This is a genomic window from Oculatella sp. FACHB-28 (assembly GCF_014696015.1).
Classification (GTDB): Bacteria; Cyanobacteriota; Cyanobacteriia; order Elainellales; family Elainellaceae; genus JAAUTN01.
The window spans coordinates 1-21,917 of the sequence record NZ_JACJPJ010000094.1 but is presented as its reverse complement, the minus strand read 5'-3'; the positions used below and the strand labels follow the sequence as shown (position 1 = coordinate 21,917).

22 protein-coding genes and 1 pseudogene are annotated in these 21,917 nt (G+C 48.3%); 11 read left to right on the top strand and 12 right to left on the bottom strand.

The window, feature by feature from the left end:
* Positions 1 to 28: 28 nt before the first annotated feature.
* Positions 29 to 895, top strand: a complete 867-nt coding sequence (locus H6F88_RS25235; protein WP_190645573.1) for a branched-chain amino acid ABC transporter permease — start codon at positions 29 to 31, stop codon at positions 893 to 895.
* 224 nt (positions 896 to 1,119) lie between these two features.
* Here H6F88_RS25235 and H6F88_RS25230 read toward each other — a convergent pair whose 3' ends face one another.
* Both H6F88_RS25230 and lipA read right to left on the bottom strand, forming a co-directional pair.
* Positions 1,120 to 1,260, bottom strand: a complete 141-nt coding sequence (locus tag H6F88_RS25230; protein ID WP_190645572.1) for a photosystem I protein PsaX — start codon at positions 1,258 to 1,260, stop codon at positions 1,120 to 1,122.
* 150 nt (positions 1,261 to 1,410) lie between these two features.
* Positions 1,411 to 2,349, bottom strand: a complete 939-nt coding sequence (gene lipA, locus H6F88_RS25225) for a lipoyl synthase (protein ID WP_190645571.1) — start codon at positions 2,347 to 2,349, stop codon at positions 1,411 to 1,413.
* Positions 2,350 to 2,833: 484 nt separating this feature from the next.
* Here lipA and H6F88_RS25220 point away from each other — a divergent pair, with 484 nt between their 5' ends.
* Complete coding sequence (locus H6F88_RS25220) at positions 2,834 to 3,388, top strand: response regulator (RefSeq protein WP_190645570.1); 555 nt, start codon at positions 2,834 to 2,836, stop codon at positions 3,386 to 3,388.
* Positions 3,389 to 3,399: 11 nt separating this feature from the next.
* Here the strand turns inward: H6F88_RS25220 and recR are convergent, their stop codons facing one another.
* Positions 3,400 to 4,002, bottom strand: a complete 603-nt coding sequence (recR, locus tag H6F88_RS25215) for a recombination mediator RecR (protein WP_190645664.1) — start codon at positions 4,000 to 4,002, stop codon at positions 3,400 to 3,402.
* 155 nt (positions 4,003 to 4,157) lie between these two features.
* Here recR and H6F88_RS25210 point away from each other — a divergent pair, with 155 nt between their 5' ends.
* Positions 4,158 to 4,478 carry a hypothetical protein gene (locus tag H6F88_RS25210; RefSeq protein WP_190645569.1) on the top strand — a complete coding sequence of 107 codons (321 nt, stop codon included), beginning with the start codon at positions 4,158 to 4,160 and terminating at the stop codon, positions 4,476 to 4,478.
* Between the two features lie 70 nt (positions 4,479 to 4,548).
* Positions 4,549 to 4,992 (top strand): DUF29 domain-containing protein, encoded by a 444-nt coding sequence (locus tag H6F88_RS25205; RefSeq protein ID WP_190645568.1) that lies wholly within the window; start codon positions 4,549 to 4,551, stop codon positions 4,990 to 4,992.
* 46 nt (positions 4,993 to 5,038) lie between these two features.
* On the opposite strand, the gene H6F88_RS25200 is transcribed toward H6F88_RS25205, so the two are convergent.
* On the bottom strand, positions 5,039 to 5,542 hold the full coding sequence (locus H6F88_RS25200; RefSeq protein WP_190645567.1) for a GNAT family N-acetyltransferase: 504 nt from the start codon (positions 5,540 to 5,542) through the stop codon (positions 5,039 to 5,041).
* 11 nt (positions 5,543 to 5,553) lie between these two features.
* Positions 5,554 to 6,051: a GNAT family N-acetyltransferase gene (locus tag H6F88_RS25195; protein WP_190645566.1), complete on the bottom strand. Its 498-nt coding sequence runs from the start codon at positions 6,049 to 6,051 to the stop codon at positions 5,554 to 5,556.
* 191 nt (positions 6,052 to 6,242) lie between these two features.
* On the opposite strand from H6F88_RS25195, the gene H6F88_RS25190 reads away from it, so the two are divergent.
* Positions 6,243 to 7,691: a PLP-dependent aminotransferase family protein gene (locus H6F88_RS25190; RefSeq protein ID WP_190645565.1), complete on the top strand. Its 1,449-nt coding sequence runs from the start codon at positions 6,243 to 6,245 to the stop codon at positions 7,689 to 7,691.
* Between the two features lie 218 nt (positions 7,692 to 7,909).
* On the opposite strand, the gene H6F88_RS25185 is transcribed toward H6F88_RS25190, so the two are convergent.
* Positions 7,910 to 8,785 (bottom strand): hypothetical protein, encoded by an 876-nt coding sequence (locus tag H6F88_RS25185; protein WP_190645564.1) that lies wholly within the window; start codon positions 8,783 to 8,785, stop codon positions 7,910 to 7,912.
* A gap of 216 nt (positions 8,786 to 9,001) precedes the next feature.
* On the opposite strand from H6F88_RS25185, the gene H6F88_RS33625 reads away from it, so the two are divergent.
* On the top strand, positions 9,002 to 9,268 hold the full coding sequence (locus tag H6F88_RS33625) for a hypothetical protein (RefSeq protein WP_347277742.1): 267 nt from the start codon (positions 9,002 to 9,004) through the stop codon (positions 9,266 to 9,268).
* Here the strand turns inward: H6F88_RS33625 and H6F88_RS25180 are convergent.
* The 3 genes from H6F88_RS25180 to H6F88_RS25170 all read right to left on the bottom strand — a co-directional run bounded on the left by H6F88_RS25180 (position 9,211) and on the right by H6F88_RS25170 (position 15,760).
* Complete coding sequence (locus H6F88_RS25180) at positions 9,211 to 9,492, bottom strand: hypothetical protein (RefSeq protein WP_190645563.1); 282 nt, start codon at positions 9,490 to 9,492, stop codon at positions 9,211 to 9,213. The genes H6F88_RS33625 and H6F88_RS25180 overlap by 58 nt on opposite strands.
* 91 nt (positions 9,493 to 9,583) lie before the next feature.
* Positions 9,584 to 14,059 (bottom strand): choice-of-anchor D domain-containing protein, encoded by a 4,476-nt coding sequence (locus H6F88_RS25175; protein ID WP_190645562.1) that lies wholly within the window; start codon positions 14,057 to 14,059, stop codon positions 9,584 to 9,586.
* Between the two features lie 465 nt (positions 14,060 to 14,524).
* Complete coding sequence (locus tag H6F88_RS25170) at positions 14,525 to 15,760, bottom strand: lipid-A-disaccharide synthase-related protein (RefSeq protein ID WP_190645561.1); 1,236 nt, start codon at positions 15,758 to 15,760, stop codon at positions 14,525 to 14,527.
* 231 nt (positions 15,761 to 15,991) lie between these two features.
* Here H6F88_RS25170 and H6F88_RS25165 point away from each other — a divergent pair, with 231 nt between their 5' ends.
* Entirely contained in the window at positions 15,992 to 16,906 is a 915-nt protein-coding gene (locus H6F88_RS25165) for a hypothetical protein (protein ID WP_206756467.1), read from the top strand.
* 286 nt (positions 16,907 to 17,192) lie between these two features.
* Positions 17,193 to 17,729 carry a DoxX family membrane protein gene (locus H6F88_RS25160; protein WP_190645559.1) on the top strand — a complete coding sequence of 179 codons (537 nt, stop codon included), beginning with the start codon at positions 17,193 to 17,195 and terminating at the stop codon, positions 17,727 to 17,729.
* Between the two features lie 37 nt (positions 17,730 to 17,766).
* Here H6F88_RS25160 and H6F88_RS25155 read toward each other — a convergent pair whose 3' ends face one another.
* The gene (locus H6F88_RS25155) at positions 17,767 to 18,087 is read right to left on the bottom strand and encodes a hypothetical protein (RefSeq protein WP_206756466.1); all 321 of its coding nucleotides are present in this window, start codon (positions 18,085 to 18,087) and stop codon (positions 17,767 to 17,769) included.
* A gap of 503 nt (positions 18,088 to 18,590) precedes the next feature.
* On the opposite strand from H6F88_RS25155, the gene H6F88_RS25150 reads away from it, so the two are divergent.
* A complete protein-coding gene (locus H6F88_RS25150) occupies positions 18,591 to 18,884 on the top strand; it encodes a hypothetical protein (RefSeq protein WP_190645557.1) in 294 nt (97 codons plus the stop codon).
* Here H6F88_RS25150 and H6F88_RS25145 read toward each other — a convergent pair.
* Positions 18,879 to 20,336: an aminotransferase class I/II-fold pyridoxal phosphate-dependent enzyme gene (locus tag H6F88_RS25145; RefSeq protein ID WP_190645556.1), complete on the bottom strand. Its 1,458-nt coding sequence runs from the start codon at positions 20,334 to 20,336 to the stop codon at positions 18,879 to 18,881. The genes H6F88_RS25150 and H6F88_RS25145 overlap by 6 nt on opposite strands.
* Before the next feature lie 207 nt (positions 20,337 to 20,543).
* Here H6F88_RS25145 and H6F88_RS25140 point away from each other — a divergent pair, with 207 nt between their 5' ends.
* Together H6F88_RS25140 and H6F88_RS25135 are read left to right on the top strand one after the other, a co-directional pair.
* Entirely contained in the window at positions 20,544 to 20,807 is a 264-nt protein-coding gene (locus tag H6F88_RS25140; protein ID WP_190645555.1) for a hypothetical protein, read from the top strand.
* 295 nt (positions 20,808 to 21,102) lie between these two features.
* A complete protein-coding gene (locus H6F88_RS25135) occupies positions 21,103 to 21,807 on the top strand; it encodes an SAM-dependent methyltransferase (protein WP_190645554.1) in 705 nt (234 codons plus the stop codon).
* A gap of 12 nt (positions 21,808 to 21,819) precedes the next feature.
* On the opposite strand, the pseudogene H6F88_RS33620 reads toward H6F88_RS25135, so the two are convergent.
* A pseudogene (locus H6F88_RS33620) lies at positions 21,820 to 21,917 on the bottom strand (IS982 family transposase); the annotation flags it as partial.

The following is a 21,917-nucleotide window of genomic DNA, read 5'->3' as shown; positions in this document are numbered from 1 at the left end:
TGTTGCTCAGGGGTCACATAAGGTAGGTATGGATCAACAACTCATTCAACTGTTGGTAAACGGGATTGCGACTGGCAGCATTATTGCTCTGGCCGCAGTCGGGTTGACGTTAACCTACGGAATTTTGCGACTCGCAAACTTTGCTCATGGCGATTTGATGACGCTCGGAGCTTACCTGACCCTATTGATCAACGCTAATGGAGCTAATATTTGGCTCTCGATGATTGTCGGAGCGGTAGCAACAGTAGGAGCAGCCCTTGTTAGCGAAAAGCTACTGTGGTCGCCCATGCGCGATCGCCGGGCTACCTCCACCACGCTGATCATTATTTCGATCGGTTTAGCTTTATTTATCCGCAACGGCATCATCCTATTTTGGGGAGGAGACAACCAGGCTTATAACCTGCCCGTCGCCACTGCGCTTGATATCTTTGGCATCAAGATTGCCTACTACCGAATTGTGGTTGTGGCACTTGCTATCCTGGCAATTTTAGGACTTCATTACCTGCTGCAAAACACCAAGATTGGTAAAGCAATGCGGGCAGTCGCAGATAATATTGACTTGGCGCGTGTCTCCGGCATCAATGTCGATCAGGTCGTCATCTGGACATGGGTAATTGCTGCGGGACTAACCGCCTTGGGGGGTGGTATGTACGGGCTGATTACGGCAGTGCGCCCAAATATGGGCTGGTTCTTAATCCTGCCGATGTTTGCCTCGGTGATTTTAGGTGGAATTGGCAATCCTTATGGAGCGATCGCCGGAGCCTTCGTCATTGGCATTGCCCAGGAAGTTGGCACCTACTGGCTCCCCACAGAATACAAGCTGGGGGTTGCCTTATTCATCATGATTCTGGTTTTGCTGATTCGCCCTCAAGGGCTGTTCCGAGGCACAATTTGATTACTTTAGTCCATAACCGACAACAGCCAAACTGAGAATAGCGGCCGTCAGCGACGATATTCTGCCTGAACTCAAATTTTGCAGCAGGTCTTAGAATAGACAGCTACCATCAACAAAGACAATGGCTGTAAGTTGAAGACCTTGGATTGAATCCACAGCCCTCAACTCACAGCCAAAGATTTTGTATTTGTCAGCTTGGCTAGAGCAAGCTGCTTGCGTAGAAATTACTTAAGAATGCCAAAGTAGAAGGCTGCAACCAAGAAGTTGCCCGCCAGCAGAATAATTGCCCAAAGCGTGCGATAGGGGTAGGGAGGGTTCCCTGAAGTAGCAACGTTTTCTTTCAGTCTTGCTTGTTTAGAAGTCATGGGAATCAATTCCTTATGAGTAACTTTACATGTGAACTCAAACCTAAATTAATTATTAACTGTCGGATGACAAAGCACAGCACCCAATTGACAGAACTCAATATTAATTCTGCAGTTATGGCTAATTTGGCTTCACCTGCGACCTAAGTGCTACTCGCTCTCTCCTGCGTGGTATGAGCTACGGACGAGTGGGCCAGAACGAACGTGAGCAAATCCCAGATCACGGGCAATTGCCCCCAATTCCTCAAATTCTTCTGGTGTCCAATATTTCTGTACTAGCAAATGTGCTAGCGATGGGCGCATGTATTGTCCTAGAGTGAGGCGATCGCAGCCCACCGCTCTCAAGTCCTGCATCGCTTCAACTAACTCAGCTTGCGTTTCCCCATGCCCCAACATTAGTCCGGATTTCGTGGGAATCGATGGCTCAAGTTCTTTGACGATTTGCAGCACTTGAAGCGATCGCTCATACTTTGCCCCTCGACGCACAGGACCTTGAAGGCGGCGCACCGTTTCCACATTGTGGTTGTAGCAAGCAGGCTGAGCCTGTACAACTGTAGCAATGCGCTGTCGCTGAGCAATATCTCCCTCTGTGCCACCCCAAAAATCGGGAGTCAACACTTCAATCTGGGTTCCAAAATTGACTTGGCGGACGGCTTCCATCGTTTGGGCAAACCATCCCGCTCCCTGATCAGGCAGATCATCCCGTGCTACTGAAGTCAGCACCACGTAGCGCAACCCTAACAGTCGAACTGACTCAGCAATTTTTTGAGGTTCCTCTGGGTCTAGCGGCATTGGAGCATGGCCCTTATCGACCTGACAAAAGCCACAGGCACGGGTACAGGTCGGCCCCATCAGCAAAAAGGTGGCAGTTTTTTGGGCATAGCATTCGCCTCGATTGGGGCAACGCCCTTCTTCACAGATTGTGTGAATTTGCCGCTGCTTAATAATCTGCTGCACTGTGGAGATTTCACTGGCTTTGCCGATGGGACGACGCAGCCAAGTTGGTAAAGGAGAGGGCGATCGCCTTACTCCTACTTCTACGTCCTCCTCTGAAACTCGGTTTGAGGTTTGATTCACGTCTAAAGGCATATTTTCCCAATCCCACCACTACCCAGCAGAGCCAATATGCTACCGATTCTATCGCCTCCTCCCGGTAAAACGGCTCTGTTGGCGCTATAGCGGAGTGTCAAATCCGCAAAGGCTTTTTTGTGTAGAGGACGATAAGATTTGGGATAGCTAGATGAAATAGGGGTGATGCAGTTAAATCCTGATTCTGGAGAGTAAAGACTTGCCAGAAGATTCAACTAAACGCCTCAACTTAGCGAATAGTTAGAAAATTGTTTTGCCGCAAACAGCGATGTCTGGCTAAAATGCAAGCTATTCCGTAGATCAGAGGCTACACTAGTCCATGACACAATAGACGTTGCATAGCAGATGATGCAAGGCAATAGTCTATTTTCCCTGAGCGTTCTCAAGCTTTTGTTATGGGTCAGTTTCATGTCCCTACAGAGCAGATAGTTCGACAAAATACACCCTTCGTTTGTTCCTTCGAGTCACACCAAAGGAGTCCATTGTGGCAAGTCACAAAATCCTAGTCATTGATGACAGCAGAGTTATCCGCAACATGGTAAGGGACATGTTGCCCAAAGGTAACTTCCAAGTCCTGGAAGCCAAAGATGGGATTGAAGGACTTGATGCGATTCGGCAAGAACGCCCCAATTTGATTATGTTGGATTTCCTACTGCCCCGCATGAGCGGTTGGGAAGTTTTCCAGCAAATTCAAGGGCAGACTGATTTGCAAAGCATTCCTCTCGTGATGATGTCTGGTCGGCGAGAAGAGGTCACCGAAAAGATTTCAGAACCCTTTGAGTTTTTTGAATTTATTGAGAAGCCGTTTGAGCAAAAGCAGCTGATTGAGGCGATCAAGGCAGCGATGGCAAAGGCCCGCCTGCCTCGCCGCCCTCAACCTGTAGCTGGTGTCGGAGCACCCGCTGGCACTGCCGCCAGCGTTAGCTCAGCCGAAGTGGAGGCACTCAACCAAAAAATCGCCAAGATGCAGGGTGAAATCGATACGCTGAAGAAACAAATGGGTCAGCTTCTAACGTTTATTAAGCAAAAGCTGAAGTAGTCCAACAGTTCCTAATCTAAGTCTCGCCTGCCTTCCAGAGCGCGTGCCAGAGTTACTTCATCGGCATATTCCAAATCGCCGCCCATGGGCAAGCCGAATGCAATTCGGGTGACTCGCGTAAAGGGTTTAAGCAACTGCCCAACATAAAGGGTGGTTGTTTCGCCTTCAACGCTGGGGCTAATTGCCAAAATCACTTCTTTAATGCTCTGCTGACTAACCCGTCGCACAAGCTGTGTGATGTGAAGTTGATCTGGACCAATGCCGTCTATGGGTGAGATCAATCCGCCCAGGACGTGATATTTTCCCTTGTATTCACGGGTTCGCTCCAAGGCAATCACATCTCTAGAATCGGCAACTACGCAAATAGTGTTGTGATCGCGGTTTGGAGCGCTACAGATTTCGCAGACAGGTTCAGCAGATAGGTGAAAGCATACAGAACAGAAGCCAACTTGCTGCTTAGCTTCCATCAGAGCTTGAGCCAGCGCTTTGACCTCTTCTTCGGGACGCTTGAGGATGTGCAGCGCGAGACGCTGGGCTGTTTTGGGTCCAACACCAGGTAATCGCTGAAACTGCTCGATGAGACGAGCTAGAGGGCGTGTGTAAGCTGTCAGAATTCCTCCAGGTTTTCCTGCCTAAAATTCGATCATATAGCAATCCTTTGGGGGTTGTGGGCTACTCTTGAGGTAGCTGGTGTAATGGGCAGCGCCCGTTTTCGGTTTTGAAGTAGCTTGATCGAGTTCGCTATTGAGACAAGACGAGAGGGCAAACTATGAAACTCATTCTTCTAACTGCGGTAACACTTCTGAGCGTTGTTGGAGCCACTTCTGCCTGGGCTAACACTCTGGAAACTGAGTCAGTTGGTGTTCCTCAAGGTAATGCATCTCAGCTTTTACTCCCCGAACAAGAGCCTGAAGAATTTGAATATGATGGCGATCGCCTCAACACTCTAGAAAACAACATTAACCAAACTGTCTTTGACGAGGATTCAAATCGTTCCAATATTATTCGTCCACCCGGTGAGCTGGGACTACCGCAAGAGCTGATTATTATCGACTCGGACAACGGCCCTGCGGTTGGCACAGAACTATAGCCCATTTGCGTAGGAGCGTTTCCTAGAAACGCTCCTACGTTTAGCATTTGCTTTGTCAAAGGTAAAACAGATGGATACCCTTCACCTGTATGAAATAGATTTCTATGCCTGGACGCAGGAGCAGATTGGTTTGCTCAAAGCGCATCAATGGGAACAATTAGATGCAGCAAACTTGATTGAAGAAATTGAAACTTTGGGCAGAAAAGAGCGCCAAGAGTTAAGAAATCGATTAGGTATTCTATTGGGACATCTGTTGAAGTGGCAATTCCAATCTGAAAAACGCAACAATAGCTGGCTAGGAACAATTCGTGAACAGAGGATTCAGATTAAGCTGCTTTTGAAAGATAGTCCTAGTTTGAAATCTTATCTGGCTGAAATTTTCTTTGCTGCTTATGAGTTAGGCTTAGCTTTAGCAATTCGGGAAACTCAGCTGGGAGAACAAATTTTTCCAGAAATTTGTCCTTATACAGTTGAACAAACGATCAATCCTGATTTCTTGCCAGAGCTAGATTAGATTGACGGTTTGGAGAGAGTTTAAAGAGTGAAAAATGCTCCTCATCCTAAAGCTTTAGGTTAAATTTCTGGTGAGTTACTGTGTTGCCCCAAGCATTGTCTGTGTATTCTTCGTCAACGACGAACCCAAACTTTTCATAGAGGTGTCGAGCGGCAGTTAATCCTGAGAGAGTCCAAAGATAAATTTGATTGAGCTGAGCCTGTTTACAAAAAACGATCGCCTTCTCTAACAGCAGTTGACCAATACCATAGCCCTGATATTCGGGTGAAAGAATAAACCATCTTAATCGGGCACCTTTAGATTTGGCTTTACTGCCGTCAATGGCGATCGCTCCCACAACCTTCCCATTCAAAATTGCTGTCCAAATGCCATCATGAGATGGCTCAAAGCGAAGCAAAAATTCTGATAGCTGAGTCGCGATTTCGGCTTCAAACTTTACGTCTAAGCCCCAATTTTGGCTGTAGTAAATGGCATGAAGTTCGGTAATGCGACCAATCGTGCCGGGAGTATATCCTTTAATTTCAACTTGAATACCACTGGTTGACTGCATAAGGACATCTCCTACCCGTTTAGGGTTGAAAGAACGTACTTGTAGAATCGAGTATCTGCTTGCATGACGGGAAATGTAGAAGGCAATTCAGCTTGGTTGATCTGTAGAAAACCATTCTTTTCGTAAAAGCGATGGGCAGCTTTAAAGACTTCAATCGTGCCCAGATAAAGTTCTGAGATAGAGTGGATTTCAGCCCAATCTAATAAAGTGTTGAGAAGCTGTTGACCAACCCCAATATGCTTGCCTCGATAGTTTTGATCAACAAACATCTTTCGGATCGCGGCTTGACTATTACCGATATCAATCAAGGCGATCGTACCTACTACTCTTTCTTGTTCAGTAGCAATCCAAAAGTTTCCCTTTTTAACTTGATAAAACTGAGGAATTTTGAGCAGGTCGGGCTGGTTCTCAATTTTGATCGGTGCTGCAAATTCATCTTGCTGAACACGTCGAATTAAGTCAATTACCTGGTCACAATATTCAGATGTGTAAGTCTGTACGGTTGGCATTGGCTAGCCCAGAATGGAGAAGAATTTGTAGAGACAAGACTCGGCCAAATTTTAAGCTAGCCTTCACGCCACAAACAGATGCAGTTAATCGGATTTGTACCCTAACAGTTTTATTTTGAGATTAACTGTACTGTTAGTTGTAACGGAAATTGTGTCTGTCTATTGGCTCCTACTTCGGGCAAGATGGCTGCATGAATGAGAGCAAATCGCTTAAGTCGAGTCCGCTTTATGAACAGGTTGCCGATAAGGTTGCTCGATTGATTCAGCAAGGCACCTTACAGACGGGCGATCGCATTCCTTCGGTGCGCCAGCTTCGTTCTCAGCTTGGTGTTAGTGTGACGACGGTGCTAGAAGCCTATCGGTTGCTGGAGAGTGAGGGCTTAGTAGAAGCTCGTCCCCAATCGGGCTATTATGTGCGGTCCCAACAGCAGGATTTGCCGCCGGAACCATCAATTTCTGCGCCAGATGCGATCGCCACACCCGTCGGAGTTGGCTCACTGGTTTCTGAAATTTTGGCTGCGGCACGAAACCCAGAGATGTTTCCGTTGGGGGCATCGGTAAACAGTCCTGCCTTGTTACCCACGCTGAAGCTGAATCGCGTTTTGGCGAAAATTGCTCGTCATGCGGATGTCAACAGCAATGTTTATGATCTGCCACCCGGAAACGAGCATGTGCGACGACGGATTGCACGCCGATCGCTCACTTGGGGAGGTAGCCTTACCGCTGAAGAAATCGTCACCACTTGCGGCTGTATGGAGTCGCTCAATCTTTGCCTCAAAGCGGTAGCAAAGCCAGGGGACGTGATCGTGGTGGAGTCGCCTGTTTTTTACGGATTTCTACAAATTTTAGAAAGCCTGGGAATGAAAGCCTTGGAAATTCCCACCCATCCTAGAGATGGCGTTAGCCTGGAAGCGCTGGACGCTGCCATTCGCACTCATCCGGTAAAAGCCTGTCTCCTGACCCCAACCTTCAGTAATCCATTGGGAAGCTGTATGCCGGAGGAAAACAAGCAGCAATTGGTTGAAATGCTGGCTCAGGCACAGATTCCGCTGATTGAGGATGATGTTTCTGGGGATCTTTATTTTGATGCCAATCGCCCCAAGCCTGCTAAGGCCTTTGATCGAGAAGGAATGGTGCTGCTGTGTTCTTCTTTTTCTAAGGTGTTAGCTCCTGGATATCGTCTGGGCTGGACAGCGGCGGGACGATTTCAACCCCAGGTCGAGCGGCTGAAATATGCCAACACGCTTTCAAATCCAGTTTTGCTGCAATTGGCGATCGCCGAATTCCTTCAAAGCGGCAGTTACGACCACCATCTGCGGCAACTGCGTCAAGCTTATGCAATTCAGGTGCAGCGAATGAGTCAGGCAGTCAGCCAATTCTTCCCGAAAGGGACTAAGATTACCCGACCCCAGGGCGGCTTTTTGCTCTGGGTGGAGCTACCTGAAACCGTTGATTCTCTGGAGCTATATCGACAGGCAATGCAGCAAAACATCAGCATTGTCCCCGGTCCAATTTTCTCAACCACACAGAAATATCAAAACTGCATTCGGCTGAACTGTGGCTATCCCTGGTCACGCGAAGTGGAGCAAGCTGTTAATGTTTTGGGGCAGTTGGCAGGGGCGATCGCTCGGACTGCGTAGCATCTGCGGTTGGCAATTCCTAGTTCATGCAACGTATCTTATGGGAATCGGGGGTATTTGTTGGAATTGGGTTTTGCTGCATTCGCTCGATCAGCGGTTGCCGACACCTTCGCAGCATCACTAGGGGCTTTGGTAAATCTGCTGCACTAGAGTTGTTAGACACGGTGAAAAGTCGACATATGATGTGTTCAAGAATCTCTTTGGCAGAAAATTTAGTGTTAAGTATTTTTTGAAAATAGCTTCTTAGCGTCCTTACTACAAAGATGACTTGCAAATTCTAGAAGACCATCTGAGGTGACAAACTCAAGATGAGAAATAACGAACTCTTTTTCACCAGATGATGATTGATAGAGGTACTTTCGATTTACAAAGAATGAGCATTGATTTACCAACTCTGGATCTGAAATACGATTTCCATTCACGTCATATTTTACGCACCACAACCGGTTGTTAGGGACAACAACTAAGGGGAAAACCAATGAAGCCGCCTGCTGACCAATGCGCTTTCCATCAGAAAATATTAGAGATATTAAGTCATGGGCAGAACTCAATGCTTGTGACCACTTGTTGTAAATACCTGAATCACCAGAAAAAATCTCAGCATCGTTCTTTAATCTGCCAACCTGATCACATGATTTACCAACAAATTCACCAGCAGGATAAAGAGAATCAGTGTTTTTCAATCGATAGGTTTGAGCATAAGAAATCATGGCAGCTGTTTTAGGTGTCAAACGTTGCGTTGTTCCGAACTTAGTCTGAATTTCAGTCTGTGGCTTAACAGAAATCGACAATTCATGAAATGCTTCTTCAGATCGTCGAGGTAAGCATGAAATCAGGATCGGAAAATTAGGGCGGAGATTTTTACATTCAACCGCAAGACGCAGGAGTTTTTCCTCTATCTGACGAGTTGCACGAATATCATATTCACGAGGTATCTGTGTAGCAGGATCTTCATAAGTACCTCCATGTTTGCAAGTAAAACCTAGCTTGATCAATTCTCTTAAAGTTTCGATCTCGAATGAAAAGTCTGAATGGTTATCCAGGTACTCAATTAGGTCAGACGCTGCTATTGGATCAGGCTTCAGCTTTACCATCCGAATCTATTGGTCAGTAGAGAGAGCACATACTAAAATCAACTTAATTATGGCAGGAACATCTGTACTTGACACAAATGCACAGCCTCATTAAGGTAGAAATGTTTGTGAACAAGCAAGCTGTCTAACAACTTGCTAAGTTGAGGTGAGATCAGGCTTTTGGGGGTTCGACGACCTCGTTGTAGCAAGGAAGAATTCGCTCGATGAGGTGATGAGATCTATGAGTCTTGTGTTTGCTCACAAGTTGAGGAAGGTATTTATGGCAGGATTGTGGCGGTTGATGTTGAAAGTGGAACTTTTGAGCTTTCAGATGACATCCTAACTGCAACTAACGCTTTATTTAAGCAACTGTTGTTTGAGCAACTGTCTGATGCTCAATCCCGAATTGTCTGTATCGGACATCGAATAGTTCACCATTTTGGTGTTCAATCTTTGAGTTCACTCCAGTCAGGGCAAACGTCTCCTTGCCAGCCGAAGGGGTGAAAGCCACAAATTAGTACAGTGCGGTTGGCGCGGTTGTAGCCGTAGGCGATGCCGTGATAGTGTTCGCAGTGCTGGCAAGCTTTAGGGCGAGAGGGGCTAACGTCAGTAAAGCCCAGTTGCGATCGCAATATGTGTTGTTTGCTCTGCTGTCGGTGCCAGCGATCATAAGCAGCTTTTCTTAGAAAGTAGTTGGCTTGGCAGAAGGGATCTTGGGCAGTATCCATGATGGAGGAGGGGTTGATTTGGATAGTGACACAACGCAGACTAATCGATAGGCGGATTCTAGTGAAAGGCTAGCAAAATGTTCGCGAAATATTAACGTCCGTAGGGAGTGTAGCTTGGGACAGCAGCATTTCCAGAAGGTTCTCCAGAGCCACTGAGGCTGACGCTAACGGGGTCATCGGGAGCGTTGGTGGGAATGGTAAGTTGGGCGGTGCGATCGCCCGCTGCAAAAGGCGTAAAGCCAAGAGTAAGCTGACAACTGCTTCCCGGCTCAAGGGACTGATAGGAACACTCCAAAGTGTCGCCTGAGCTAGTTGAGAGTGCAAAAAAATCAGGATCACCCGTAAAGGCAATATTGCCAATTTCTAAAGGATTTGAGCCTGTGTTTGTTAAGGTTAGAACCTGTTGGTCAGCTGTGACGAGCAACGGCTGAGTGCCAAAATTAAGATTTGGAGAACTGAGCGACAAAGATGAATTTCCGCCCGGAGTTTCACTCGGAGTTTCCCCTGGAGTTGCGCCCGGAGTTTCCCCTGAGCTACTTCCAACGCCGATCAGATTCACCGCGATCGGACGGTCGGAGGCATTGCTGGGAATGGTCAGTTGGGCAGCGCGATCGCTCTCTGAACCGGCGAACAAGATGCTGATGTCACAGCGATCGCCAGGAGCTAAAACAGTATTAGAACAGCTAATTAAGCCATTATCTTCGGCGCTGGAGAAAGAGTCGGGATTGTTTCCGGTGATGGCAATGTTGCCAAGTCTCAGGTCGGCAGTGCCGTTGTTGGTGACTGAGATGACTGCTTCGCTATTTGCGGTGTTAAAGGTAAGGTTTGCGGGTGTGACGCTAATTCTCGCGGCTTGCGGAGTGCCGCTGCCGCCACCGCTGCCAGCACCGCTGCTAGCATTGCCGTTGTCGCCACTACTGGTTCCGCTGCCCCGTCCAGTTAACCCAACACCAGGGATGCGATTGGGGGCATTGCTGGAAACGGTTAGCTCGGCAGTGCGATCGCTGCCTGAGCCTCGAAAGGCGATCGCCACATCACACCGTTCGCCAGGAGCCAGGACGGTGTTAGCGCAGTTGATTGAGTTATCTCGCGTTGCCAGAGCAAAATAATTAGGATCGTTACCTGCGATCGCAATATTGCCAACTCGCAAATCAATTGCACCGTCGTTTCTGATGGTGATGACTTTGCCATTAGGGTCAGTTTCTTGCGCGTCAAAGGTGAGTTCGTCTGGAGTAAGGGCAATGCGCGGCACGCGGGGAATTGCGTTAACTCCAGTGCCGCCCAACCGCACACTTACGATGCCATTTGGGGCATTGCTGACGATCCGCAGGTCGGCAACCCGCTCGCCTGCCGCACCAGGAGCGAAGCTAATTTCAACAGTGCAGCTTGAGTTGGGCGCAACTGTATTGTTGGTGCAATTAGTGGAAGATTGGAAATCGTCTACATTCTGCCCGCCCAGGCTAAGTTCCTGCATCACGATTGGGGCAGAACCAGGATTATTCAGGGTAATCGTTTCTGTTACCCGTTGAGGCGCAACGTTTGCGCCAGCGACTCGCAGTTCCCCAAAGTCCACACTGTCAGGATTTACTCCCAGATTGGTTGTGCTGCCGCTAAAGCCCTGCTGAGGGGAACCTGCGGCAGCCGATTCATTGCCAAACCCACGCAATGGCACCGCCCAGGGGCGATCGCTCGTATTGCTTTGAATCACTAAACTGGCAGCGCGATCGCTGACTGCGGTTGGGGCAAAGCTCGCCTCAATCGTGCATGTCACGCCTGGTTGAATCGGCAGTCCAGTGCAGTTTTCAGTAGCCTGAAAGTCTGCTCGTGCCGGACCTGCCAGCTCAATACGCTCAAAGGTGACCGGAGCTGCACTGACGTTCTCTAATGTAATCACCTGGATTGGCGTTTGAGTGCCAACGTCCTGTGCCTCAAAGTTGAGTCGGTTGGGGTTGAAACTGATCAGTGGATTGTTTGGCTCTTCGCCGGAACCGCGTAGGGGAATGGACTGTATGCGATCGCCCTGAGCATCATAGAAAGTTAAATTAGCCCGACGGTTGCCCGTGTCGGTTGGTACAAAGCTGACCTCAACTGTACAGCCTGCCGCTGGCTGAATTGGGGCAGCAGTGCAGTTTTCAGTCACTTCAAAGTCTTCAGAATCAGCCCCCGTCGGGGCAACACGGCTAAATTGTAAAGGCGCTGAATCGCGATTTTCTAACTCCACCGTCTCCACCGCGCTGACGGTGTTTTGCTCCTGGTTGTCAAAATCCAGGCGATCGCGGCTCAACCACAGATCGGAATTGCGATTAGAGGTAAACAGCAGGGCCAACAGCGTGCCCAGAGCTGCAAACAGACCTGCCAAAATTGCCCACTTTAACCAGGGCGGTGCAGGAGTCGAGGTTGAACTAATCGTAGGAAGGGGAGTCGGCGTAGGTATCGGTGCGGCAATTGGCTCCGGCTCCGGCTCAAGCACTGGAATGGGTGGCTCTACCTGAGTGAGGGGAGGCAAAAGCAGCCCTAGATTGTGCAGCGTCGCTACCGTTCCGGGCTGGTCGCCCACAGATTCACGCTGTTCTAATGCCTGCGTCAACCAGGATTGAGCTGCAAACGAATCTTCTAGACACAGGGCGCGAGTGCCTAGCTGATGCATTGCCCAGGCTTTGGAAGCGCAATCGCCCAATGCCTGCGCTGCCTGCAATGCCCACTGCAATGCCTGTTCCCAGGCTCCCCATAGACCGCTCAGCGTCAAAGCAGGATCAATCGCCTTTGCTAGCCGCAGCACTTCTGACCAGCGCTGCGTTTCCACCCCAAGCTGCATCATTCGCAGCAACACATTACTTTCTTGAGCAAGTTCTGTCACCTGCCCATGTTGCTCTGCCCAAGTGGTGAAATAACTTAATATCCGATTGATCCACTGGTCGCGCTTGGGAACTCGTTGGAGGGGGGCAAGCAAGTTTGGAGCAATGCTGTAGCGGTTGCCATCGGTTAGTGCTAACCCTCGACTAGATAGCGATCGCAGCGTATTTTCAACATCGGGCAGTCTGGTCACAGCAGCCAAATTTTCTGGACGGGCAGGCACACCGCCTAGCACACTCAGCGCCGCCAAAGCCTGCCGCTCTGCCTGCGGTAGACTCGCAGACGCTTTTAACACCATCGCTTCTGGAGAGGGGCTGTCCTGCAACTGCTGGGCGATCGCGACTAGAGGGGATGATTCAAATGGCTGTCGATCGACGGGTTGATGATCTACCTCCAGTTGATTCAGGGGCTCATCAAACGGTCGATTTACATCAGCTGCCTGATGTCTTGCCAGTGACGCAACCTGGAGAATTCGCAGCGGATGCCCACCCAACACGTTGCAGATCTTTGCAGCGGGAGTATGCTCCTGCGCCTCAATCGGACGACCCAGACCCCGTTCCAGAAGGGTCAGCGCATCGTCCAGCGGCAAGCCTGGTATTGGAATTGCTTGTCCTTCGCTCCAAAGGTGGCGTTCCAAACCAGTTAGCAGAAACGTCAAATTGGGTGAGGCGTTGAGGAGATTTTCAACTTCCTCCCGCGATATCTGCACATCGTCCAGCAGAATCAGGGCCTTTTTGTCTTGCAGTGCATCCCGAATTTCTGTCTCTGTTGCTTTAATGGGAAGGCTGCTTTCGTATTCATAAAAATCTGTTAGCAAAATTTGCAGCAGATCTGGCACGGTCTGTCGGTAGGCATGACGATAGACGATGCCATCGGGAAAGGTGTTTGCCAAGCCCGAGACGTAGGCGATCGCCTGCAATAGCGACGTTTTTCCTAAGCCCGTTTCACCCCAAAACTCAACTGGTGTAGCAGATCGCAGATTGGTGAGCGCTGCCTCAACTTCTACCTGTCGCCCCAACAACTCAGGAAAAGGTGGGCAATAGCGCTGAGGTGTAGGAACCGGACGCAATTTCAAGTTTCGTAAACCGCCGGTTTGTGTGGTGTCGATCACCCCACCGTAGTCCGTCAGGTGCATGACCTTGTTGGCGATCGCAATCTGCTGCCCAACGCCATGTCCACCACTGTAGGGCTCTGAGCCATCGGCATTACCAGGCTGAACTAGAGTTGCTCCATTGTGACCATTGACCACCCCTCCAATTGGCTCTTGTTGCAGGACAGTGACATTCCCGGAGTTGTCTGATGGCTCTAACCCTAACTCATCCAACCCTCTATCCATCCCGCTGGTATTGCTTGAGGGCTGATATAGAGTAGAGAGCCTTTGCTGCACCGTCGCAACAGAAAAGGCATTGGCTGGGTTAAGGTCAACTGCCTCCTGCCAAATCGGTTGACGTTGCCCCTTTTGTCGCCCATAAATTCTCACCATCCGAATCGACTCAACGCCCAAGCTAGTCAAGCCATTTCGAATAAAAGGAACCAGTTGTGCCTGAGGTGGAGCCTGATTTGCCTCAAGAAAAAGATGCAGACAGTCTTCGTCAATTTCTGCTTGAGTCCGAATGCCCTTGGGTTGCAGAGAGCGGTCAATCAGGGCGGCGATCGCCTCCGGATCGCCCTGCCTGGATTGCTCCAAAAGATTCTCCTGAGTTTCTTGCATCATAATTGCAACCCTGCAACATTAATTCAATTCAGCACAAGTCAGCGGTCACATTTCGAGAGGAATTTGACAAGGAAAAACGATCGATTCAGGAAGATTAAAAGAAGGTGGAGCTATGGATGATAGGGGGCATTGATCATCGGTCAAGGGTCATTAGGAGTAAACAATATAGTGAATCACAAATAACGAGTGGCAGGTGACAAATTAACCCCAAGTAGTTGTGCAAATTATCTCTGTATCTCCTGCAAATTGCTAGAAAAGCCAACTGATTTCTATATTCATAACGTTAATTTTGAAGAATTAGTCCAAATTTGGCATGATCCCCTTGATATAGCAATTTTGGTACTACTTGAATTTAAGGATGCTTAGGCTATTAAGCTACCTGGCAGAGGCGTTCTACAAAACATTCTGCAAAACTCATCCCCTAGCGTCCAACCCTAACCCTTAGCTCCTAAACCCCTAACTTCCCTACCCCAACTGCTCCAACAGAACTTTAGCAATCCGCTGTGTTGCTCCTGGTTGTCCCATGCGACGACGACCATTTTCATTGATTAATTGAAGGCGATCGGGATCTTGTAAGAGGGAGTCAATCACCTCAGCTACTCTAGTGGGCTGTTTTACCAGAATGGCGGATGGTCCAAGCAATCGAGTTTGGGCCTCGGCAAAAGCAGGGGTGAACTGCGGCCCTTCACCTGGAAGAATCAGGGCAGGTTTACCCAAGCCAACAAACTGTTCGGTGGCCGTGCCTGACATGGCGATCGCAAAATCTGCCTGGTGCAAACAATCCTCAAATGCCGACTGAGTCAAAATCAGCGTCGCACTGTGTTGGACGAACTTGAGGTCAGGATCAGCAGCCTGCTGTCGCCAACCTTGAGCTTCTAGAGCCTGTTGCAGCGGCAAAAGTTCCAGGCTGGGGGCGATCGCTCCCAACAACAGCAACTTTCGCCGTCTAAATAGAGTCAGCACACCGCGTACTGCCTGTAGAATGTGCTGCCAGTTTTGATATGCCTCTGGCACTCTAGAACCAGGTAACAGAACTAACGTTAGCGGTCGCTCAGCCTCAAAGTCTGCTTCGGATGCGTGAAGTTGAATTCCTTTAGGCTCCAGCCCGTCCATCATCGGGTTGCCCAGATCGTGAGCGGCGATCGCCCACTTGCTTAAAACCTCTGCTGTCAACCTGTCTCTGAGGAAAACAGCCTTGCAGCGGCGACGGCTCATCAGCCAGCGATCCCAGGGGAGGTAAACGGAACCTGACCAGCCTTCGAGTTGCTCAAACCAGGAAGGGCGCGGCAACCAACCTGCCTCGTCGCGCAGGTAATATTCTGACTTGGCAGTGCTGACAAAGGCATAGGGGGCACCGCTCCACCAGGCAAACAGCAGCGGCACAATGTCGCCAACCGCCAAAATCGAGCCGCCTGTCTTAACCCAATCTTTGATTGCCTTAAGTTGAGACAGCGTGAGTTGCAGCAGCCCGCCTTTTAGGTCTCGCGCTAACTGCCTGCTATCCATATAAATGAAGCCACCCGAAGGCATTTGTCTCACTTGCCCAATCAGCGGAATGCCTGCCTGAATGTAAGCGCGTCCTTCTCCCACAATGGGTAGGGCCGCTAGCTTAGGATGGCTGGGATGCTGTTGCAGGGCTTGCAAAATGCGAAGGGCGATCGCATCTTCTCCGTGACCGTTACTCAGGCAAAGTAGCTTCATGCGAATTGACGATGAAATCTAATCATCATGTCATTGTGTAACACCTTAATGGAAGAAAAAGAACTCAAGATTGTTGCTTTTTTCAAACAAACGCGAAGTTTGGTCAGCCAAGAACAAGCAAAATAAAGCCTTTCTTAAGAGAACAACAAATCTTGCCCGTCTATGCTGATCGAGCCACCACAATATCCTAAATAGGCGTAAAACGCTAAAGCCCAAGTCACTATCCAGGTCATGCTCATGCTCAATGTCCTGACTTGTCCAATTCAGCAGCAATCGCCTTCGACTCACGATCAGGTGCAGATTGCGCTGGCGATCGCCGATGACAACATTCTCAAATCGCTACTGGTGAACTGCACCCCCGCGATCGCCCGTCCGTCTCTCATCGGAACGGTTAGCTCCAGCATTGGCGTGGCGATCGCCCCTCAAACCTCAGTTGACGGCATCATTCGATACGAATCTATTCACTGTGCCCTTGCTCCACCTGAATTTGAAGCCGAACACAGCCTGTTTCCTTACACCAACCAAACGACTAAGCAAAAAGAATATCAAAAGCTAACTCGCTGCGAGTCGGAAACCCGCAACTTAGGACAGAGCGTTTCGTTAGCACAAGCACTGTCGCTCTTAACACAGGTAGGATTTTTACCTCGACAGGTCGATGAAATTCTCAGCTTGTCTTACGAAGCTTGCCACAAATCCTGGTGGTACACGCTCGACGCGGATGGAAACCCTAATGTCCCATTTCTACGGCTGATTCGCACCCTGCGCTACCCCAATGGCAGCTATACGATTCAATACAAAGACTACTTCAGCCAGGAAAAGCCTTGCTGTTTCCAAAGCCAGACGCAGCAGGTGTTAGTCGAAATCAAAACTGGACTCCAGAGCTTTAGCGAAACCCTCGAAAAGATCAACTACTGCCGCAACCAGCTTGACATCCCAAAGGCAATTCTAATCTGTGATGCAGTGTCCGACCTGGAAGCCCGAGGCTTTATCAGTCAAGGAATCAGCTTGTATGCAGCTTCCGATCTGTTTTTGCCAGCTCAAGCTAACTGCGTCAATTGCATCACTAGAGACTGTCCCATGAATGGCACAGAGGATTCTCCTGTTCTCACCTGCCGTCGTTTTTGCCTTGGAGAAGATACCAACTGATAGCTCTTAGCAAAGATGGAGATTTTGTTTGATCTTCAAAAGAGTTGCGACTTAGAGGCACAGGCAAAACCTGTGTTCCTAATGCCAATTCTTTTTAAGGCTACACATTTTGAAGCGTACTCTACGGATGTGAGGCACTCTCCAAAACGTATCAGCTTCCTGTAGAAACGGCATAACCTTCAACCCATCAGTATTACTGTATGAGTAGCATTTACATTGCTTAATGCTTTACTAATTGTTATGATCCTTAACATTGATACATATCTCACCTTTAAGGATTTTTTCTGTGAATACTACTCAGCGCTTTACGGCCTTCCTGGTGGCAGCACTGAGACCCAATCTCGCACCCAACTACCTATCTCAGGCTGCCTGGGCAGTCCTTCGGATTGTTGCTGGGATCGTGATGATTCACAACGGTCTCGACAAGCTGTCTAACATTGAGAGCTTTGCCCAAGCTTACGTTTCCGTAATCGGTTTACCCTTTCCCATCTTCTTTAGCTACTGCGCTGCCTATACCGAGTTAATTGGTGCACCTCTTTTAGCTTTAGGTTTGCTAACCCGTCCCGCTGCAGCTGGGTTGTTTTCAACCATGCTCGTAGCCATGTACCACCACATCTTGGTAGCAGGCTTTAGCATTCCATACCTTGAGCTTTCTGCTCTTTATGCAGCCTGTTTTCTGTTCTATTTGGTGAATGGAGGAGGGTTATTCTCCGTAGATGCTTTGCTTGCAGGTTGGCTCAATGCAGTTACTCGCAGTAACCAGGAGCAGCGGCTTGAGTCTCTAGAAACTTCCTACAAATCTACTGAGGCTATTTCAAAGTAGTGAGTTTGTCAGTGAGTTACCGAGCTAGTGGCTAGCTTTATTTGGTTAGCTTTGAAGGATTAACCGGCAAAGCCGCTACTAAAGTGCCATTGAGCAAAATTTTGATTTGCTGGGCCAGTCGCAGTTGAGCGACTGGCTCTCTTAAGATATTCCTGGCGGTGTATAGGGCACTGGCTGCTTCCTGGGTGCGGCAGTTGACTCGCAGGACTCCCCAGCGTCGAGAGACATGACACCTCGGAAGTGCATCTAGTTGCTTAAGCTCAGTTAAGTCTTCTCGGTAAAAGTCAAGAATGAGTTGGGTTATCTGTGAGTACCAGTTCATAAGTGTCAGAGTTTGCAGAATTACGCTCGGCAGCATGAGTCCGACAAAAGATTAGACAGCATGCAGATTGTCCTCTTGCTCAATTTCGGCTTTACAGCGAGTTCTCGAAAACTGAGTCGAGGTGCACACCTTCTATTAGCCCGATTTCTACCGTTCAGATCTGTAAGGCTTTTGATCTCACTTCCAATTGAACGAGAGGCTTTGAAATCTATTATGTCCATTCAAGCGTATCGATTCATCAGTCCAACCAGGTCTGCAAGAAGATTTAACGACTTCGATTTAACGAGTAAGTTATCCAAAAGCTTCTAAGCCTTTAGGGGAAAGACTTTGAGGAGATTTAGCCTGAGGGGGCTTCTGTAACAAACCGTACTATTTCTTGAAAAAGTGAGACAAAAAGTGACTCAACAAATCTCTCAGCAGATTGCTGAAGTTTTGGAGTGGCAATTACGCCATGTTGCTCAAGCTTTTAACAATTTGGTTTTGTAACCTTGATTAGCTGAAGAATCTGTCAACTGAATTAGCCTGTGGTAGTAAAACTCATGAAGGATACATCTCTCACAGACTTTTATCAGGATTGGCTGATTGAGGTTGCACAGGAAGAAGGTGGCTTTAGGATAGTTTGTTATTCTCCATCCAGGCAGCAACTTAGCGATCGCACCCTTCATCCGCATGACTTTGAAGCACTGCGGGCAGCGAGAAAGCTGATTGATCAGCGTCTTGTTTGTTACTCTCTGGCTAACCTGTTGCGAGATTGGTATGAGTTAGATTTGCTCAGCTTTGATGAGTGGCGATCGCTCAATCAATCATTGTTTACACCCGTGAAGACTTCATAAGCTTTGATGGCTGTATTTTCTGAGTAGTTTTCCTAAAACCGCAATTCCCCGCTCAATCTCCTCCGGCAGCATTGAAAAGTTGAGTCTTAATGCGGGATAGCCCTGCTGATTAGGGAAGAAAGATGACCCTGAGATGATCAGGACTTTTTGCTGAGCGGCTTCATGGCAAATCGCTTGCAGCGGCAACTCATCTGGCAGTTTCACCCATAGAAATAAACCGCCATTGGGAACTGTCCAGGATGCGGACTCAGGGAAATGTTGCTCCAACGCTTGCAGCATTACATTACGGCTATGCAAATGGTTATTTCGCAAGTGGTTTAAATAGTGGCGATAGTAACCAGCTGCCAGGTATTCACTGACGATCGCCTGAGAAACGGTGGAAACGCTGAGGTCTCGCAGCAGCTTTCGCTCCAGTATTGCCCGGTAGTGCTGCCCAGTAACGACCATGTAGCCCAACCGTAGCCCTGGCATCAAAGTTTTGGTAAAAGTACCCACATAAGTTACTAAATTGGAACGATCCAGGGCTTTGATCGGAGGCGGTACGATACCAAAGCTCAACCCCTCATAAGCGTTGTCTTCCAAGATGGGACAGTTATACTCAGAGGCTAATTGTAGAAGCTGTTGACGATGTGCCTGTGAGGTTGTAATTCCTGTTGGGTTTTGAAGCGTACTGATCGTATAAATCAGTTTAGGACGATGGCTGTGTAGATATTTTGCCAGCAGCGTCAAATTCATTCCTTCATTGGTCATCGGAATTCCAATGATTCTTGCGCCTGCTTGTTGGAATAGGGCTAGCGCACCGTGATAGCTAGGAGATTCAACAATTACCCAATCTCCTGGCTGAAGGTAGTAGTGAGCAGCCAGAGAAATTCCCTGCATGGAACCATTGGTGATGATCAAGTCTTCTGGAGAAACCTCTAACCCTTGCTGAACCAGCAGTTGCACGATTTGCTTACGCAGAGTTAGCTGTCCCTGAGGAATGTTGTAGTTGAACAGCGTGTCGCTAACGCCTTTAACCGCCCGACGCGCCACGCGCTGAAGATTTTCCAGCCCAGTAGCGCGAGGAAAGCCGGAGCTGAAGTTGATCATCTCGCCCTGCTGCTGTGCCTGAACTGAGGCGGAGTAAATGTCAAAGTAAGACATCTCGCCCTGTTCAGGAATAATTACCTCTTGCTGGGGGGCAAAGGTAGATGCAGCTTTGGGTGAAGGAATGGTTTCAGCACTGACAAAATAGCCTGATCCTGCACGGGCATAGATTAAACCATCTGCTTCTAGAACGCCGTATGCCTCAATGACCGTCAGCTTGTTGACCTGAGCATTCTCTGCTAGTACTCGAATCGAGGGGAGGCGATCGCCTGGTTTCAAAATTCCAGATTGAATCAGGCGACTGATGCGATCGCGGATTTGCAAGTACACAGGCTCCGGTGAACGGCGATCAAGAGGAATCTTCACGGCAAGACAGGGTTAAGTCACATCATAGTTTGCAATATAAGCGATTCCTTATTCTTTCACCTAGTACAGTTTTTGAAAGTTTTAGTAGAACAGTTTATTTGTGCTTGAAACTGTATCAGTTAAAGTCAGGAAATTTGTACCTTCTCATTACTATCTAAATGACAGAAAGTAGAGTGAATTCAGTTTTTAAGAGGCGAAAAGCTCCAGATGAAACTCTCTAATCCATTAGTCTTAAAGCCATCTCAAGCTCAGTTTTTGACAATTTCCAGTCGCTTTCTAACAGGGTTGAAGCAGTTTGGTAAGCAGTTGATTCAACTGATTTCAGGTACTCATGAAGTGCAGATTTGGCAGGTCAGTGATCGCGCAGGCAACGTATACTGGCGCGTTTATGATCCAGTTACAAAAGACTCTACTAGCTTTGGTTCTAGCAGTGAAGTAAGAATTTGGCTAGAACAGCGTTATTATCGCTAATCTTAACCTGAGTTACGTTGAATGATGTATCGATAAAATTCATTCAAACGATGAATTTTATCGATAGAAGGTTTTTGAGCGAGTTTTGGAAAGTATCTTTCACAACTCGCTTTGTTTATTTCTAATTAGATTGATTCAAATAGTTTAACTAAACGAATTTTTTGAAAATTTCAAGCTTTTCTGTAGTTTGAAAGATTTAAGTCTTTTCGCAAAAACGTGGGCTATCACGACAAGTCAAATCTGAGTACAATGACTTAGTTGTTTTTAGTCAATTGGTGTGATAAGGAGACATTCTTTGGGATTAAAACTGGAAAGCGTTGTACCTTGGGGGCGATCGCTAGACGAATACATAGGCATGTTTGCCCTATCGCCTGCCGACTTACAGCGAAAAATTTTGGACTGTGGGGGTGGTCCCGCTAGCTTCAACGCTGAAATGACTGACAGGGGCTACTCTGTGATTTCCTGCGATCCCGTCTATCAGTTTTCTGTGGGTGAGATTGAGCAACGCGTTCAGGCAACCTATGCCCCGATTGTGGAAGGCGTTCGGGCGAATCGCGATCGCTATGTCTGGCACGCGATCCAGTCTCCAGAACAGTTAGGAGAAATTCGCCTAATGGCAATGCGTCGGTTTTTAGTAGATTTTCCAACAGGATTCCAGTTGGGGCGTTATGTCGTGGATCAGTTGCCTACGCTATCGTTTCACACAGGGCAGTTTGATTTGGCGCTATGCGGACATTTGCTTTTCACTTACTCTGACCAACTTTCAACCGAGTTTCACCTCTGCGCCATCCGAGAACTTTGCCGAGTCGCTAACGAAGTCCGGATTTTTCCAATTCTTGACCTTTCTGGGGAAACTTCACCCATTCTGCCAATTGTGCTGGAAGAATTGCCGCAGCAAGGATATTCATTAGAAATTAAACCTGTCTCTTACGAATTTCAGCGCGGCGGCAATCAGTTTCTACAGATTTCGAGAAACCCAGAATCCAACCACCTTATCTAACGTCAATTCGGCTTAAGCAAACGCAGGCAGAGCAGTGTCAATGAGCAGGGAGGGCTTCTTGGGTTGGTGGCAGTAGGCGATCAAGCCACAGACTAAGTTTACCAGGCAGT